Origin of the sequence: Anaeromyxobacter sp. (assembly GCA_016718565.1) — a bacterium.
GTDB lineage: Bacteria > Myxococcota > Myxococcia > Myxococcales > Anaeromyxobacteraceae > JADKCZ01.
In genome coordinates, this window is record JADKCZ010000010.1 from 55,299 (window position 1) to 72,348 (window position 17,050).

10 protein-coding genes, 2 tRNA genes and 1 other RNA gene are annotated in these 17,050 nt (G+C 75.6%); 9 read left to right on the top strand and 4 right to left on the bottom strand.

What is annotated here, in order from left to right; translation table 11 throughout:
- Positions 1–24: 24 nt before the first annotated feature.
- Genes IPO09_16970 through IPO09_16980 form a run of 3 tightly spaced genes read left to right on the top strand, consistent with a single transcriptional unit; the run spans position 25 to position 2,514 of the window.
- Positions 25–336 carry a DUF4398 domain-containing protein gene (locus tag IPO09_16970; protein ID MBK9519003.1) on the top strand — a complete coding sequence of 104 codons (312 nt, stop codon included), beginning with the start codon at positions 25–27 and terminating at the stop codon, positions 334–336.
- Positions 333–1,496, top strand: coding sequence for an OmpA family protein (locus IPO09_16975; GenBank protein ID MBK9519004.1), 1,164 nt, complete (start codon positions 333–335; stop codon positions 1,494–1,496). The genes IPO09_16970 and IPO09_16975 overlap by 4 nt, the downstream gene beginning before the upstream one ends.
- 4 nt (positions 1,497–1,500) lie before the next feature.
- Entirely contained in the window at positions 1,501–2,514 is a 1,014-nt protein-coding gene (locus IPO09_16980) for a GAF domain-containing protein (GenBank protein MBK9519005.1), read from the top strand.
- 21 nt (positions 2,515–2,535) lie between these two features.
- On the opposite strand, the gene IPO09_16985 is transcribed toward IPO09_16980, so the two are convergent.
- From IPO09_16985 to IPO09_16995, 3 genes are read right to left on the bottom strand one after another with little or no spacing between them, the layout of a single operon-like run.
- On the bottom strand, positions 2,536–3,573 hold the full coding sequence (locus IPO09_16985; GenBank protein ID MBK9519006.1) for a tRNA pseudouridine(13) synthase TruD: 1,038 nt from the start codon (positions 3,571–3,573) through the stop codon (positions 2,536–2,538).
- An 8-nt stretch (positions 3,574–3,581) separates the two neighbouring features.
- Positions 3,582–4,895, bottom strand: a complete 1,314-nt coding sequence (locus IPO09_16990; GenBank protein MBK9519007.1) for a DUF4388 domain-containing protein — start codon at positions 4,893–4,895, stop codon at positions 3,582–3,584.
- On the bottom strand, positions 4,862–5,860 hold the full coding sequence (locus tag IPO09_16995; protein ID MBK9519008.1) for a thioredoxin domain-containing protein: 999 nt from the start codon (positions 5,858–5,860) through the stop codon (positions 4,862–4,864). The genes IPO09_16990 and IPO09_16995 overlap by 34 nt, the downstream gene beginning before the upstream one ends.
- A 455-nt stretch (positions 5,861–6,315) precedes the next feature.
- Here IPO09_16995 and IPO09_17000 point away from each other — a divergent pair, with 455 nt between their 5' ends.
- Positions 6,316–8,040 carry a radical SAM protein gene (locus tag IPO09_17000; GenBank protein ID MBK9519009.1) on the top strand — a complete coding sequence of 575 codons (1,725 nt, stop codon included), beginning with the start codon at positions 6,316–6,318 and terminating at the stop codon, positions 8,038–8,040.
- A gap of 138 nt (positions 8,041–8,178) precedes the next feature.
- On the opposite strand, the gene IPO09_17005 is transcribed toward IPO09_17000, so the two are convergent.
- Positions 8,179–13,995: an Ig-like domain-containing protein gene (locus IPO09_17005; protein MBK9519010.1), complete on the bottom strand. Its 5,817-nt coding sequence runs from the start codon at positions 13,993–13,995 to the stop codon at positions 8,179–8,181.
- 132 nt (positions 13,996–14,127) lie between these two features.
- Between IPO09_17005 and IPO09_17010 the strand changes: the two genes are divergently transcribed.
- The 5 genes from IPO09_17010 (at position 14,128) to dnaX (ending at position 17,046) form a co-directional block, all read left to right on the top strand.
- Positions 14,128–14,589 (top strand): nucleoside deaminase, encoded by a 462-nt coding sequence (locus IPO09_17010; GenBank protein ID MBK9519011.1) that lies wholly within the window; start codon positions 14,128–14,130, stop codon positions 14,587–14,589.
- Positions 14,590–14,653: 64 nt separating this feature from the next.
- Positions 14,654–14,741: transfer RNA gene (locus IPO09_17015), tRNA-Ser, on the top strand.
- A gap of 12 nt (positions 14,742–14,753) precedes the next feature.
- Positions 14,754–14,843 (top strand) — tRNA-Ser (locus IPO09_17020).
- 35 nt (positions 14,844–14,878) lie between these two features.
- Positions 14,879–14,972: signal recognition particle sRNA small type (ffs, locus tag IPO09_17025), an RNA gene on the top strand.
- A 55-nt stretch (positions 14,973–15,027) separates the two neighbouring features.
- Positions 15,028–17,046 (top strand): DNA polymerase III subunit gamma/tau, encoded by a 2,019-nt coding sequence (gene dnaX / locus IPO09_17030; protein ID MBK9519012.1) that lies wholly within the window; start codon positions 15,028–15,030, stop codon positions 17,044–17,046.
- Positions 17,047–17,050: the final 4 nt, after the last annotated feature.

Here is a 17,050-nt window from a genome sequence, read left to right on the forward strand (position 1 = left end):
GATTCTCGAAAGGAGCTCACCGCCGTGCGGTCCCTCCTCGCCCTCCCCGTGCTCGCGCTGCTCGCCGGTTGCGGTCCCGTCCAGTCCTCCCGGGCCCTCGTCGCGGCCGACGTGGAGATCGAGGGCGCCCGGTCCGCCGGCGCGGCCACCGCCGCCCCCTACGAGCTGACCGCCGCCGAGGCCTACCTGCACAAGGCGCGCGAGCAGTCCGGGTACGCGCAGTACGAGTCGGCCACCACCTTCGCCACCCGGGCCGCCGAGCTGGCCAGGGAGGCGCACAAGAAGGCCGCGGCCGCCACCCCGGCCCGCGCGCCCGGCGCCGAGGGCACGCCGTGAGCCGCCGCCTGGCGCTGGCGACCGCCCTGGCGGCCCTCCTGGGCTGCGCCACCGGCGGCAAGCTGGTCCGGACCGCCGAGGCGGTGCAGGGCGACCTGGAGAAGGCCCGCAAGGGCGGCGCGCTCCGCTGCGCGCCCCGGGAGCTGGCGCTGGCCGAGGCCAACCTGGACTTCGGCCGGGTCGAGATCGACGCCGGCAACGCCTCGCGCGCCGGCGCCCACCTGCGCCAGGCCGAGCAGAGCGTCAAGAAGGCGCTGGAGCTGTCGCGCGCCTGCGGCCCGGCCCAGGTCACCATCCGCGAGCCGAAGGCGCCGGCCGCGCCGGCGGTGGTGATCATCGACAAGGTGGACACCGACCGCGACGGCGTGGCCGACCTCGACGACCGCTGCCCCGAGGTGCCGGGCCTGCCGGCGCTGGGCGGCTGCCCGGACGGCGACGGCGACGGGCTGCTCGACGCCGAGGACGCCTGCCCGGCCCAGCCCGGGCCGCGCGAGGCCCAGGGCTGCCCGGTGGCCAAGGACTCCGACGGCGACCTGCTGCAGGACGACATCGACCGCTGCCCGCTCGACCCGGAGGACGGGGACGGCTTCCAGGACGAGGACGGCTGCCCCGACCCCGACAACGACGGCGACGGCATCGTGGACAAGATCGACGCCTGCCCGGCCACGCCCGGCCCCATCGAGAGCCGCGGCTGCCCGGTGCTCGACCGCGACAAGGACGGGGTGCTCGACGACGCCGACCGGTGCCCGGACGAGGTGGGCGTGGCGCCGGACGGCTGCCCGAAGAAGTACTCGCTGGTGGAGGTGAAGAAGGACCGCATCTCCATCAAGCAGCAGGTCCACTTCGCCTCCGCCAAGTGGAAGGTGCTGCCCACCTCCTTCCCGCTGCTCGACCAGGTGGCCCAGGTCCTCCGGGACTACCCGGGCATGCGGGTCTCGGTGGAGGGGCACACCGACACGGTGGGCGCCGAGGGGCTGAACGTGAAGCTGTCCCAGGCGCGCGCCGAGGCGGTGCGGGACTACCTGGTGAAGAAGGGGGCCGACCCGGCCCGCCTCGAGGCCATCGGCTTCGGGCCCGCCAGGCCCATCGCGTCCAACAAGACGGCGCCGGGCCGCGCCAAGAACCGGCGCACCGAGTTCCGCATCATCTCGATGGAGTGACCACATGCCCCGCTTCGAGGTCTTCGTCCCGGCGGCGCCGCCGAAGGTGCCCATCGACCTGACCCTGCGGATCGACGCCGAGCACTGGCTGGCGGCCCTCAAGGCCGGCCTGCAGCGCCTCGGCGACGCGCAGATGGCCAACAACGTCCTGTGCGACATCCAGGGCGACGGCTCGATCCACGTCACCGACCCGGACAGCGGGCGCGTCTTCCGCATCCTGGAGCTGCCGCAGCCGGTCATGACCGCGCCGCCGGCGCCGCCGCCCGTGGCGCCGGCCGCGGTGGCCGCCCCGGTGCCCCGGCCGCCCCCGCCGCCCTCCGCGGCGCCTCCCCCGGTGGCGCCGCCCCCGGCGGCGCCCCGGCCCGCCGCGCCGCCGCAGGCCGTCACCCCGCCGCCGCCGGTGCTGACCCGCCGCCCCTCCTCCCAGGTGGACCGGGTGGAGGTGGCCAAGGAGCCGACCGCCCCGCCGAGCAAGCCCATCGGGCGCATCACCCAGGTGCTCCGCTCCGAGGACGTGCTGGCGGAGCTCTTCATGGAGGTCTCGGAGCTGGCCGCCATCCACGACCGGAAGCAGGGGCTGACCTTCCTGCTCGACCTGGCGGTGCGCACCATCGGCTGCGAGGCCGGGTCGGTGCTGCTCACCGAGCTCGGCGCCCTCGACCTGTCCTTCGAGGTGGCGCGCGGCCCCACCGCCGACAAGCTGCTGGCCCTGGGGCTCAAGGTCCCCATGGGCGTGGGGGTGGTCGGCTTCTGCGCCCAGGAGAACGTCTGCCTGGCGGTCTCCGACGCCGAGAAGGACCCGCGCTTCTACCGGGCGGTCTCGCAGGCGGTGGGCTACCAGACGCGCTCGCTGCTGTGCGCGCCGGTGGCCCAGCGCGGCGTGGTGCTGGGGGCGCTGGAGGTCCTGAACAAGAAGGGCGACCAGCCCTTCGGCCAGAAGGACCTGGCCATCCTCTCCTACCTGGCGACCCAGGCGGCCGCGTTCCTGGAGCGGCTCAGCCCAAACCCCTTCAGGTGAGCGGCGGCGCGCCGGCCGGGCTCACTCGCCGTCGCCGGGCAGGTCGGGCTCGTCCTTCATGAGCTCGCGGAGCACCACCGTGGCGTAGGCGCCGGAGGGCAGCTCGAAGCGGGCCAGGTAGCCGTCGCCGGCCGCCTCCAGCGCCGGCTCGACGTGCAGCCGCGCCGCCCGGCGGGTCCCCTCGGCCTCGCCGCCGCCGCGGGCGAAGTCCTGCAGGGCCACCCCCTCCGCCACCAGCAGCCGGGCCTCGCGCGCCGCCGGCTCGCCGGCCGCGGCCTTCATCTTGGGCCCGAACATGGGGCCGGCCGGGCTCACCTCGAAGCGGGCCACCCGCGCCGCGTCGGCCTCCGGGTCCTCGCACAGGAAGAGCCCGCCGGTGTCGAGCTTCTTCAGGACGTCCCCGGCCAGCGCCGCCGCGAACAGGCCGTCGGACACCCGCTCGGCCAGCCAGCGGTTGAAGAGGGAGGACTGGAAGGCCGAGAGGGCCAGCCGCCGCAGGAACCGGTCCCGGCCGGCGCGGCGGGCCTCGGCGGAGGGCTCGGGGGAGAGCAGCTCGCGCCCCAGCGTGGCGGTCTGGCCGCCGGCGCCGAAGCGCTGCGGCCCGAAGTAGTTGGGCAGGCCGGTGGCGGCCAGCCGGGCGGCGCAGGCGCGGGCCAGCGCCAGGTCGCCGCCGCGCACCACCACCTGGAAGGCGTTGCCGCGGGCGTGGCCGGGCCGCAGCTTGTTCTGGTGGCGGGACACGGTGAGCACGCGGTAGCCCTCGCCGGCCAGCGCCGCCGGGTCGGGGTCGCGCGCCACCGGGAAGCTGAGCCACTGCGAGGTGACCGCGGCGCGGTCCTTGAGGCCGGCGTAGCCGGCGTCGCGCTCGGGGACGCCCAGGGCCAGGGCCAGCGCCCGCAGCACGTCGCGGGTGGTGCGGTCGCGCTTCTCGACCCGCAGGTAGAGGTGGGGACCGGCGCCGCAGGGCAGGTAGGCGGGCACCTCGTCCACCCGGAAGTCCTCCGGGGCGGCCTTGAGCCGGCCCCCCGACCCGGGCAGGCCGGCGGTGGCGAAGGGCAGGGGCCCGGTCACTCCGCGACCAGCCCCTCGAGCAGCGGCAGGCGCTGCTTCACCAGCGCCCCCAGCCGCTCGTCGGCCTCGCGGGGGATCCGCTCGCCCGCCAGGTACAGGTAGAAGAAGAGCAGCTCGCGCAGCGCGTCCATGAGCAGGCGCGGCGCCTCGAGGGCCGGGTCGGCCGGCGCCCCAGGGCCCCCCCGCAGCGCCGCCAGGTTGGCCTGCAGCAGCGCCAGATCGAGCCCGCCATCCTCCCCGGGCACCACCCGCCGGAAGAGCGGCGAGAAGGGGGTGCGCGCGTCGGTGAGGTGGGCCCGCACGGAGGCCAGGAAGGCCGGCGTGTGCTCCGGGGTCACCGCGGCCGCCACGGTGCGCAGGAGCTCGTCCATCCCCGCGGCCACGGCGGCCACCTGCCCGGCCCGGTCGCTGGCCGCCGGCGCCGGCCCGGCCACGGCCTCCAGGTAGCCGGCCTCGGCCAGGTGGTAGAGGATCTTGGTGGCGTCGAACTCGCCGAGGTGGGCGGCGGTGGCCACCTGCGCCACGGTGCGCCGCCCGTCCACCAGGGCCAGCAGCTGCTGCTCGACCGCCTTGAGGGTGACCGGCCGGCGGGGCTCGCGCCGGCGCAGGAAGGCGCCGGGCCCGGGGATGCGGGCCCGGAAGAGCGAGAGCTCGTCGATGCGCCGGATGCCGTCCATCAGCAGCGTCTGGGTGGAGACGGCCAGCGGCGCGCCCGCCCGCTCGCCCGGCGCCTCCTCCTGCAGCCAGAAGATGCCCTCCTTGGTGAGCAGGATGGCGTGGAAGACCGCCGTGACCTGCTCGTGGAAGCACTTCCACAGGTCGCTGGCGGAGAGGTGGCCCAGGTCCACCAGCGCCTTGCCCAGGGGACGCCCGGCCCGGGCGGCCTCGGCCAGCTGCGCCTCGGTGACGTGGCCGAGGGAGACGGCCACCTCGCCGATGCGCTCGCCCGGCACCGAGGAGGAGGCGCTGCGCACCTCGCCGTCCTTGAAGGCCACCGACCGCTCGGCGCCGCTGGAGGCCACGGTGAGCAGGCCGGAGAGGCGCGACTGGTGCACGAAGCCGATGAAGTCGGCGATGGGGAAGCCGGACAGGTCGCCGCTGACGGTGACCCGCTGCGCGCCGGGGGGCCCGCCGGCCACGGGCTGGCGGCGCGCCAGCAGCAGGTCGGGGGCGGTGGGCAGGAGGGCGAAGCGCCCGGCCCGGTCGGCCAGGGCGCGCCGCACCAGGTCGCCGCTGGGGGCCACCCGCCCGTGCGGGTCGATGTCCAGGTAGCCGGTCACTCCCGGGCCGCCTCCGGCTCGCAGCGCCAGCCGCCGTGCCGCCGCCACGCCTCCTCGTCCTGCAGGGTGAACTCCAGCATCCACTCGGAGAGGTCGGGCAGGGTGAGGCGGCGGCCGTCGAAGAAGAGGGTGGGGGTGCCGCGCAGGCCTGCGGCGCGCGCCTCGGCCTGCGCGGCGCGCACCCGCGGCAGGAGGCGGCCCGAGGCCAGCGCCGCGGTCAGGTCGTCGCCGTCCTGGCCGAGGTCGTTGGCCCAGCCGGCCATCACCACCGGCGAGGCGCGCGGGTTGCCGAAGATCTGGTCGTGCAGCGGCCAGAAGATGCCCTTCTCGCGGCCCCACTCGGCGGCCTGGGCGGCCTCCAGCGCGTTGGGGTGGCTCTCGATGGGGAAGGGCTTGTAGTGCAGCTTGAGCCGCCCGGGCCGGTCCTCGACGAACTTCTCGAGCTGGGGACGGAAGACCTGGCAGTAGGGGCAGGTGAAGTCGGAGAACTCCACCACCGTGACGGTGGCGTCAGGCTGGCCCAGGGGCGGGCCGTAGCCGGCCACGTCGAGCGTGGCCCGCTTCCCGGGCTCGAAGGAGGCGTAGTAGGCGGTGATGACCTTGCCGAGGTCGGCCTGGCTCACCCCGGCCCCCGCCAGGCGGACCGCCAGCCGGGCCATGCGCGGGGCGTGCGGGCAGCTGGCGTGGCTGCGCAGGTCCTCCGCCACGGTGTGCGGGCAGCCGCAGGAGCAGTAGGCCTCCCTGGCCCAGGCGGCGACCACGGCCCGCTGCGCCGGGGCGAGCGAGTCGAGGGGGATGCCGGGGAGGAGCCCCTCGGGCGTGGTGGGCGCGGGCCCGGCCAGCGCCGCCGCCTCGGCCGCCGCCGGGGCAGGCGGCGGGGGGGCGGGGGCGAAGGCGGCGGGTGGGGTGGCGCAGGCCGCGAGGGCCAGCGCGAGGGCGGGCGCGAGGGCGGGCGCGAGGGCGGGGCGGCGGGTGCAGGCTGGGCTGGGTCTCATCGGGAGGGCGTCCGTGCGAAGGGGGAAGGATGGTAGCACGCGACCTGTGGAGGGGGACCCGGGGGACCGGTACCGGAGCTCGAAGCTGAACCCGACCCCGGGCGGCCCCCTCACCCCGGCCCTCTCCCCCAGCAAGCTGGGGGAGAGGGTGAGCAACAAGCTCGCCCCCGACCCCGACCCCGACCGCGGGTTCAGCTCTCCCTCTCCCCTCCGGGGAGAGGGCCGGGGTGAGGGGCACCGCGACGACCTCGACCTCGACCTCGACGTTGCGCTCTCCCTCTCCCCTCCGGGGTGAGGGGCACCGCGACGACCCCGACCCCGACCGCGGGTTCAGCTCTCCCTCTCCCCTCCGGGGAGAGGGCCGGGGTGAGGGGCACCGCGACGACCCCGACCCCTCACCCCCCCACCTTTGCTCCCCGCCCCCCCGCCGTGCTTCTCTCCGCCCCGAACCCCCGATGCCCCCTCCTTCCACGCCGCGCCCCCTCGGCTCCGCCGACCACCTCCGGGTGGCGCTGGTCTATCCGAACGTCGAGCGGCTCGGCATGGCCAACCTCGGGGTGCACGCGGTCTACCGGCTCCTCAACGCCGCCCCGGGCACCTCCTGCGAGCGGGTCTTCCTGCCCGAGGACGGCAAGGCCCCGCGGTCGGTGGAGACCGGCGCGCCGCTGGCCGCCTTCGACGTGGTGGCCTTCTCCATCCCCTTCGAGGAGGACTACGGCCACCTGGTGGCGCTGCTCGACGGGGCCGGGCTGCCGCTGCGCGCCGCCGATCGCGGCGAGGGGCACCCGCTGGTGGTGGCGGGCGGCATCTCCATGCAGATCAACCCGGAGCCGGTGGCGCCCTTCCTCGACGCGGTGCTGATCGGCGAGGCCGAGGAGCTGATCGCGCCCTTCCTGGCCTGCCTGCGGGCCGCCGCCGGGGGCCCGCGCGCGGCGCTGCTCGACGCCCTGGCCCGGCTGCCGGGCGGCTACGTGCCGTCGCGCTACCGGGTGGACTACGCCGACACCCGCGCCCCGCAGGGCGGCTGGGTCACCCGCTTCGAGCCGCTGGGCGGCGCCCCGGCGCGGGTGGCGCGCCGCTACGTGGCCGACCTCTCCACGGTGGCCACCTCCCGCGCGCTCGACACGCCCGACGCCCACTTCGGCGACCTGTACCTCACCGAGCTGGCGCGCGGCTGCCTGTGGGGCTGCCGCTTCTGCGCCGCCGGGTTCGTGCAGCGCCCCTACCGCGAGGTGGACCTGGCCACCCTGACCGCCGAGGCGGAGAAGGGGCTGGCGCGGGGGCAGCGGCTCGGCCTGGTGGGCCCGGACATCAGCGACCACTCGGGCCTGGACCAGCTCACCTGCTTCATCACCGCCCAGGGCGGCGCCTTCAGCCCCTCCAGCCTGCGGGTGGACGCCATCACGCCGGCGCTGGCCGGGCGGATGGCGGCCGGCGGGGAGCGCTCCATCACGCTGGCGCCGGAGGCCGGCACCCCCCGGCTGCGCCAGGTCATCAACAAGGACTTCTCCGACGACCGGGTGGTGCAGGCGGCGGCCGACGCGCTGGGGCAGGGGCTGCAGCACGTCAAGCTCTACTTCATGTGCGGCCTGCCCACCGAGACCGAGGCCGACATCGAGGGCATGGCCCGCCTCACCCTGCGCGTGCGCGACGAGGTGCTGGCCCCCAAGGCCAAGGCCACCGGCCGCATGGGCCGCCTGACGCTCTCGGTGAACCCCTTCGTTCCCAAGCCCTGGACGCCGTTCCAGTGGCTGGGCATGGAGGCGGAGGGCCGACTCAAGGAGAAGCGGCGCCACCTGGAGCGGATCGTCAAGCCGCGCGGGGTGGAGGTGGACTTCTACAGCCCGCGCGAGGCCGGGCTGCAGGCGGTGCTGGCCCGCGGCGACCGCCGGGCCGCCGACCTGCTCGAGCTGGCCCACCGCGAGACCGGCGGCGACCTCAGGCGCGCCCTGCCGCGCTGGCCGCACGATCCGGCCTTCTTCGCCCACCGCCGCGCCCCGCTCGAGGAGGTGCTGCCCTGGGACTTCCTCGACCACGGCCTGGAGAAGCGGTTCCTGGCGCGCGAGCTGGCCCGCGGCCTGGAGGCCAAGGTGACGCCGGCCTGCGCGGTCGAGACCTGCCGGGCCTGCGGGCTCAGCTGCGCCGACCACCCGGAGCTGCGGACGCCGGCCAGCGGGTGAGCCCGCCGGGCCGGCCCTCGCGAGCGGCCAGCCCCCAGACACGACGACGCCCGGCCGGCCTGGGGAGGCCGCGCCGGGCGCCTGGTGCGCTGGCGGACGCCGGGGTGGGCCGCTGCCCCACCCGGCGCCGCGCTCGCGCTACGGGGTGACCGACTGCCCGCAGACCGGGATGTCGATCGACCGCTCGGTGGAGATGCTGCTGATGGTGTTGGTGGTCCTGAGCGTCGCCGTCATCCAGAGGCACAGCCCGCCGTCCGGGGCGGAGCCGCCGGTGACCGAGACGCTGCCGAACGACCCGTACTGGAAGCCGGTGGCGTCGGACCGGCGGACGCACTGGTTCCAGTTGCAGCTGCTGGCGCAGGTGCCCGGGTTCTGCCCGTCGCAGTAGAGCTGGCGGAACAGCATGCCCAGGTCGTCGGTGGTGGTGGGGGCGTTCTCCAGGGTGAACGTCAGCTTGGCCCCGCCCGGCTTGGAGACCCCGTAGGTGGTCTTGTAGTTCGGGAGGTTGAAGTTGAGGTCGGTCATGTAGACCCCCAGGCCCTGGCTGGTGGCCGGGGTGCCGGGCGGCGGCGTGGTGGTGGAGGCCAGCACGAAGAAGCTGGCCGGGTCGGACGGGGCCGGCGTGAACGGGAACGGGAAGGCGTTGAAGAAGCGCGAGGCGGCCCACTGGGGGCCGGCGCCGCGCGCCTCCACGTAGCCGGTGTAGAGCAGCCGGGTCTCCGCCCAGATGGTGGTGGACCTGTCCCAGGTGGCGTTCGGGCCGTTCCAGACGCCGTTGTTGTTGGCGTCGAAGTAGGGCTCGTCGAACTCGCCGCCGCTGGAGGTGCTGTCGCGCACCCCGTTGTCGTTCAGGTCCACGAAGGGCTCGCCGAGGTCCACGAACCGCTCGCCCAGGGCGCAGCCGGCCGAGCCGGGCGCGTCGTAGAGGCCGTTGGCCGGGCAGCCGTTGGAGGCGTCGAAGAAGCCCTCCTCGCCCTGGGCCACCGCGATGACCGTCACCAGGCCGTCGCGCGGGTTGTGGATCAGCGTGCCGCCCGGAGGCGCGCAGCCGTCCCAGTCATGGGCGAACGAGAACTCGCCCGGCTGCGGCGCCACGTCCACCGGCAGCTTGGCGCCGCTGGCCGAGTAGATGCCGGTGGTGGTGCCCAGGCTGGCCTGCTGGGCGGGGGTCTTGGTCGGGTCGTAGGCCGGCGTGGTGGCCGAGGCGCCCATGGCGCCGGCCTCGGCGAAGAACTGCACCAGCGAGGGGACGCCCAGCTTGTTCTTGTACCGGTCGTTGACCACCACCCGGCAGGCCACCGTGGCGTCGGCGCCGAAGTAGTTGGAGTTGGTGCAGTCGGTGGCGATGAGGGCCGGGATGTTCTGCGGCGAGCAGGTGATGGTGATCTCGTTGCCGTTGGCCCTGGCGCCCACGATGGCGATGTTGCCGGCCGAGACGGTCTTCAGGCCGGTGCCGCCGGCGCTGGCCCTGGCGCTCACCGAGAGCGTGCCGGCCACCGAGCCGGAGCGCAGCAGGACCCGCACCCGGCCGGTGGCGTCGGTGACGCCGTGGGTGGTGCAGAGCACCTGGCTGCAGCTCACCGGCACGCCGGTGACCTCGATGAAGGAGCCGCCGGCCGGGGCGTGCTGGAAGTCCACCCGCAGGCCGGCCGGGTAGGGCTGCCCGGTGGCGTCGGCCAGCAGGAAGGTCAGCTCGTTGAGCTCCTGGTAGCCGGAGTCACGGGCGCCCATGACCACGAAGTCCTGGGAGGCCAGCGTGATGGAGGAGAGGGCCGGCAGCACGATGGGCAGGGTCTGCACCACCGGGCCGCTGGTGGCCGCGTAGGTGGCGGTGACCACCGCCGTCTGGGCCACCGTGGAGGGGGTGAAGGTGACCGCGGCGCGCCCGTCGGCGCCGGTGGTGACCGAGGCCGCCGAGAGGGTGCCGCCGGTGGCCGAGAGGGCCACGCTGGCGCCCACCACCGGCGTCAGGCTGGTGGTGGCGTTCTGCAGGAAGACGGTCACCGTGGTGGTCACCGGCGCGGACGGGGCCGGCGAGGGGCCGGAGCCGTCGGCCGGCAGGCGGAGCGCGCCCGCCGAGAGCGCCAGCACGAAGGAGCTGCCGTCCTTGCAGACGTAGCTCAGGGAGGCGGCGGTGGGGTGCAGGCACTTGTAGACGGTCGAGCCCGGCTGGCAGTCGCGGTCGGCGCAGTCGGCGTCGCCGCAGTCCACCCGGCCGTCGCAGTCGTTGTCGGTGCCGTCGTCGCAGGTGGTCTCGGTGGCCTGGCCGCCGGGGCAGCCGCAGCCGGTGGCCGAGACCGTCAGGCAGGTGGTGCCCACGTTCGGGCCCGAGGAGGGGAGGCAGGCCGCCCCGGCGCAGTCCGGGTCGAGGCAGTCGGCGGTGCCGTCGCAGTCGTTGTCCAGGCCGTCGGTGCAGGTGGTCTCGGCCGCCTGGCCGCCGGGGCAGACGCACTGGCCGAAGACGTCGCACTTGCCGCCGAAGGCGATGGCGGCGCTGCGGCAGGCGTTGGCCAGGGTGCCGGGGGTGGTGGGCTGGCAGCTGGGATCGGCGCAGTCCACCAGGCCGTCGCAGTCGTTGTCGAAGCCGTCGGCGCAGAGCGCCTCGCTGCCCTGCGGCACGCCGCCGTTGCCGGCGCAGGCGCAGGTGCCGCCGCCCACCGCGTTGCACACCAGGCCGTTGGGGCCGCAGGTCCGGCCGGGGGTGCTGCCGGCCGGCTGGCACTGCGTGTCGGCGCAGTCCACCTTGCCGTCGCAGTCGTTGTCGGCGTGATCGTCGCAGGCCACCTCGGTGCCGGAGGTGTCGGGGCAGCGGCACAGCAGGGCGGGCGTGCAGGTCTTGCCGGTGGCGTCGCAGGCGAGCGCCAGCGAGGCGCAGGTGGCGTCCTGGCAGTCGGCCCGGCCGTCGCAGTCGTTGTCGAAGCCGTCGGCGCACTTGGTCTCGGCGCCGGTCGCCTGGGCGTTGATGGGGTCGCCGGCCGGGGCGCAGATGGTGCAGGTGGAGACGCCGCCCACCGCCGGGGCGCAGCGGTTGCCGCGGGCGTCGCAGGTCTGGCCCAGGGCGCTGCCCACCGGCTGGCAGTTCTCGTCGAGGCAGTCGATCCGGCCGTCGCAGTCGTTGTCGCGGCCGTCGCCGCACAGGGCGCCGGTCTCGGCCACCGCGGTGCAGGCGCACACCTTCAGGGTGGGGCTGCAGAAGCCGGTGGTGAAGCCGCCGCCGCTCACCGGGAACGGGCAGGCGGCGCTGGCGCAGGTGGTGTCGGCGCAGTCGGCCAGGCCGTCGCAGTCGTTGTCGAAGCCGTCGGCGCAGAGCGCCTCGGCGGCCTGGGGCACGCCGCCGTTGCCCGAGCAGGCGCAGGCGGCGGCGGCGGTGCAGGCGCGGCCGTTCAGGCCGCAGGCCCGGCCCGGCGCGGCGCCGGCCGGCTGGCAGCTCGGGTCGGCGCAGTCCGCCAGGCCGTCGCAGTCGTTGTCCCGGTTGTCGCCGCAGCTCAGCTCCACCGGCTCGGAGGCGCCGCCGGCCCCGCAGACGCAGGTGGCCCCGCTGCAGACCTCGCCGTTGCCGCCGCAGCTGCGGGCGGCGCAGCCCGTGTCGGCGCAGTCGGCCAGGCCGTCGCAGTCGTTGTCGAAGCCGTCGCCGCAGGAGGTCTCGGCCGCCTCGGCAACGCCGCCGTTGCCCGAGCAGACCGTGCAGGTGGCCGCGCCGCTGGCCGGGCTGGTGCACCGCATGCCGAAGGCGTTGCAGGCCTGGCCGCGGCAGGTGGCGTCGGCGCAGTCCACCGCGCCGTCGCAGTCGTTGTCGGCGGCGTCGGCGCAGGTGGCCTCCACGGCCTCGGCCGCGCCGCCGTTGCCGCTGCAGCGGGTGCAGGTGAACTGGGAGGGGTCGCAGGTGAAGCCGTTGGGGGCGCAGGCGAAGGTGGAGGCGGCGCAGTCCGGGTCGGCGCAGTCGGAGACGCCGTCGCAGTCGTTGTCGCGGCCGTCGCTGCAGACCGACTCCTGGCCGGGGTACTGCACCGGGGCGCCGCCGCCGGGGGTGCAGACGGTGCAGCCGGGGGTGGGCGCCAGCGGCGAGGAGCAGGTCAGGTGCCGCAGGGCGTCGCAGCTCTGGCCGCCCGCGCCCAGGTCCTGGCAGTTGGTGTCCTCGCAGTCGATGCGGCCGTCGCAGTCGTCGTCCAGCCCGTTGCCGCACAGGGCGGCCGTCTCGGCCACCGGGGTGCAGACGCAGGCCCGGGCGGCGGTGCACTTGCCGGTGGTGCTGCCGCCGCCGATGGCCGCCGCGCCCAGGCAGGTGCGGTTGACGCAGTCGGTGTCGTTGCAGTCCGCGGTGCCGTCGCAGTCGTTGTCACGCCCGTCGCCGCAGGTGCCCTCGGCCACCTCGGCGGCGATGGCGGGCGCGCCGGGCGGGGTGCAGACCGAGCAGGTGTTGCTCACGCCGGCCAGGCTGGTGCAGGTGCGGCCGGCGGCGTTGCAGGCGCGCGCGCCGCAGTCCGGGTCGGCGCAGTCCACCAGGCCGTCGCAGTCGTTGTCCCGGGTGTCGCCGCAGGACTGCTCGACCGGCTCGGGGGTGCCGCCGTTGCCGGTGCAGGCGCACTGGGCCAGCCCGTCGCAGCGCAGCACGTTGGTGGCCGTGCCGGAGCACTGCACGCCGTAGCTGGTGCCCGGGGTGGGGCCGCAGTTGGAGTCGTTGCAGTCGGCCACGCCGTCGCAGTCGTTGTCCCGGCCGTCGCTGCAGGTGGTCTCGGCGCCCTGCTGGGGCGCGCCGCCGTTGCCGGAGCAGGTGCAGGTGCCGACCTGGGTGGCCGAGCAGGTGGAGCCGAAGGCGGTGCAGGCGCGGGTGGCGCAGTCGGTGTCGGCGCAGTCGATCTTGCCGTCGCAGTCGTTGTCCTGGCCGTCGCCGCAGGTCAGCTCGCGGGCGGCCTCCGGGCCCTGGCAGACGCACTGGTTGGTGGCGGCGCTGCAGGTCTTGAAGGTGACGGAGCAGACCGCCTGGGCCGCGGCGCAGTCGGTGTCGGCGCAGTCCCTCAGGCCGTCGCAGTCGTTGTCGTTGCCGTCGGCGCAGTCGGCCTCGGCCCCCTGGGCGGCGCCGCCGTTGCCGGTGCAGGTGGTGCAGGTCGAGACGCCGGCCACCGCCGCCGAGCAGGTGTGGCCCAGCGTGTCGCAGGCCTGGCCGCCGGCGCCGAGGTCCTGGCAGTTCGGGTCCTCGCAGTCGATGAGGCCGTCGCAGTCGTCGTCGAGGCCGTTGCCGCAGCGCGCCCCGGTCTCGGCCACGGCGGTGCAGGTGCAGGCCTGGGTGGTGGCGCTGCAGGTGCCGGTGGTGAGGCCGCCGGTGGTGGAGGGGGCGGTCAGGCAGACGTCCCCGGCGCAGTCGGGGTCGGCGCAGTCGGACACGCCGTCGCAGTCGTTGTCGAAGCCGTCGCCGCAGCTCACCTCGGCCACCTCGGGCGCGCCGCCGTTGCCCAGGCAGGTGGCGCAGGCGCCGGCCCCGCACTGCTTGCCGCCGGCGCTGCAGACCGTGCCGGTGGGGCAGGAGGCCTGCTCGGCGCAGTCGGTCTGGCCGTTGCCGTTGTTGTCGAGCTGGTCGTCGCAGATCTCGACGGGCACGAAGGTGATCGAGACCCGGGCGCTGGCCAGGGCGGCGTCGGAGACGTTGACCAGGAAGGTGCCGGCGCAGCCGGCCGTGACCCGGGAGTCGCAGGCCCGCAGGGTGGCCACCATGGGGGCGGCCTGGAAGGTGACGGAGCCCTGGCCGTTCTCGAAGGTGCCGCGCGGGCTCTGGACGACCACCGGGAACCGGGCGTCGCCGGTCACCGTGATGCTGGTGGTGGCGGTGCCGTTGGCCAGCACCGAGGGCGAGCCGGCCGTGACCGCCAGGGGAAGCCCGCCGGTGGTCCCTCCGCCGCCACCACCGCAGGCGGCCAGCAGGGACAGCGCGGCGACGGCACAGCTGATGCGGTGGTTCATGGTGTGCTCCCCCAGTCCAAGAGTCGCAGTATCGGAGGTGCCCGAATGGGGTGTCAAGGAACCAGATGACCACATGGTTGGCTCCCGGTCGGGTTGCGAGTAAACGAGGACTCAGTGAACGATCTCGACGCCATGGCCGAAGCGCTGGCGCTGGCCCGCCTGGCCGGGGCGGCCGGCGAGGTGCCGGTGGGGGCGGTGGCGGTCCACCAGGGCCAGGTGGTGGGCCGCGGCCGCAACCGGCGCGAGGCGGGCCGCGATCCCACCGCCCACGCCGAGCTCGAGGCCATCCAGGAGGCGGCGCGCACGCTGGGCCGGTGGCGCCTCACCGGGGTGACGCTCTACGTGACCCTGGAGCCCTGCGCCATGTGCGCCGGGGCCCTGGTGCTGGCCCGCATCGACCGGCTGGTCCTGGGCGCCGCCGATCCCAAGGCGGGCGCGGTGGGGTCGCTCCTGGACCTGTCGGCGGACCCCAGGCTCAACCACCGCTACCCGGTGGCGCGCGGCGTCCTCGGCGAGGCGTGCGGCGAGCTGCTGCGCGCCTTCTTCCGCGCCCGCCGCGCCCGCGGGGCCGCCGAGGGCCCGCCGGACGCGTGACTGCGCGAGATTCCCCGGGGATCCTGCTTGGCAAGACCCGGGAGGATCAGGTAAACCCCCGCGCGGAGAGCTGGCCGAGTTGGTCGAAGGCGCCTGACTCGAAATCAGGTGTACCGGTAACGGTACCGTGGGTTCGAATCCCTCGCTCTCCGCTTTCAGACCTTGGAGAGGTGTTCGAGCGGTTGAAGAAGCACGACTGGAAATCGTGTGTACCGGAAACGGTACCGTGGGTTCAAATCCCACCCTCTCCGCCAGCGTCCGGCCGCCTCTGGCCGGTGTAGAGCCGGCCCAGAATCCTCGGGCGACGTGGGACCCTTCGAACCCCGCCAGGCCCGGAAGGGAGCAACGGTAGGAGGACCTCCGTGCGCCCGGGGATTGTGGGCCGGCTCGTTTTGCTTTCGCGTGGTCTGCTGCTAAGCCATCTCCCCGGAATCCCCGATGGCCTACCTCGTCCTCGCCCGCAAGTACCGGCCCCAGCGCTTCGGCGAGATGTCCGGCCAGGCGCACGTGGTGCAGACCCTGTCCAACGCGCTGCAGCGCGGGCAGCTGGCCCACGCCTTCCTCTTCACCGGCCCCCGCGGCGTGGGCAAGACCACCGCCGCCCGCCTGGTGGCCAAGGCCGTCAACTGCGAGCGGGGGCCCACCGCCGAGCCGTGCGGCGCCTGCACCCCCTGCGTGGAGATCGCCGAGGGGCGGGCCGTGGACGTGGTGGAGATCGACGCCGCCTCCAACAACGGCGTGGACAACGTCCGCGACATCGTCGAGGCGGTGAAGTACCGGCCGGCCCGCGACCGCTTCAAGGTCTTCATCATCGACGAGGTCCACATGCTGTCGCAGGGGGCCTTCAACGCCCTCCTGAAGACGCTGGAGGAGCCCCCCGACCACGTCAAGTTCGTGCTGGCCACCACCGACGTGCACAAGGTGCCCGAGACCATCGTCTCGCGCTGCCAGCGCTTCGACTTCCGAAGGCTCACCCTGCAGCAGATCGCCGATCAGCTCGGCCACGTGGCGCACCAGGAGGGCATGACCCTCTCGCCGGCGGCCCTGGCGCTGGTGGCGCGCGCCGCCGAGGGCGGCATGCGCGACGCGCTGTCGCTGCTCGACCGGGTGCGGGCCGCCTGCGGGGACGCCCCGGCCGACGCCGACGTGGCCGAGGCGCTCGGCACGGTGGACGGCGCCGCCATCGCCCGCATGGCCGGGGCCCTGCTGGCCCGCGACGGCGCCGGCCTGCTGGCCGAGATCGCCACGCTGCACGAGCGCGGCCTGGAGATGAAGCGGGTGGCGGAGGCCCTGGCGCGCCACCTGCGCGACGTGGTGGTGGCCCGCCTGGCCCCGGCCGCGCCGCTCGACCTCTCCGACGTGGAGCTCGCCGAGGTGCGGGCCCAGGCCGGGCGCGCCGATCCGGCCCAGCTGACCCGCCTCTTCGACCTGGCGCAGCGGGCGGTGGTGGAGGCCAAGCTGGCCGACCAGCCGCGCCACGCGCTGGAGGTGGCGCTGCTCAAGGCCATCTTCCTGGCCCCCGGGGCCGAGGTGTCGGAGCTGCTGGCGCGGGTGGAGGCGCTGGCGGGCGGCACGCTGCCGCCGCCCTCGGGGGGCTCCGGCTCCGGCGGCCCTGGCGCGCGCCCCGGCCCACCACCAGCGCCAGGACCCGCACCCGCGCCCGCCGCGCCACCGCGCACCCGGACCGCGCCCGAGCCGCTCGGCATGGGCCGCGACCTGCCGCCCGTGGGCACGCCCGGCTGCGCCGCAGGCCCGGGGACCGGCGGGTGGAGCGACCTGCCCGCCGCGGCGATCCCGGTGGAGATGGCGACCGCGCCGGCCCGGGTCGAGCCTCCCTCTCCCCTCCGGGGAGAGGGCCGGGGTGAGGGGTTCCCACGTCCACCGGGTCCGCCCCCTCACCCCATCCCTCTCCCCCAGCAAGCTGGGGGAGAGGGAGCTCGAGCGGACGAGCCCCGCGCGCCTTCCCGGGTCGAGCCTCCCTCTCCCCTCCGGGGAGAGGGCCGGGGTGAGGGGACCCCCGCGACGGGCGCCCCCCTGGTCGATCCCGCCGCCTCCGTGGGCGAGCGCTGGCGCGCGGCGGTGGAGGTGGTGGAGTCCTCCATGCCGGCCGCGGCGCCGCCGCTCAAGCAGGCCACGCTGCTCTGGCTGCGCGACGGCGAGGTGGCCATCCAGCTGCCGCCCGGGCTGCTGGCCACCACCGTGGAGCGCCGGCGCGTCGAGCTCGAGGCCATCTTCGCCCGCTGCTTCGGCCGGCCCACCCGGCTCGAGCTCAAGCTGGGCGCCGCGCCCGCCCCGGGCGTGGTGCCCGGCGAGGCGGCGCCCGTCTCCATCGCCGCCGCCGAGGCGGCCGAGAAGCTGGCCCGCTCGGTCCGCGTCCGCGAGGCGGCCCGCGCCCACCCCAACATCGTGGAGGCGGCCCGCATCCTCGAGGGCCACCTCAAGATCGAGGAGCTCTAGGACC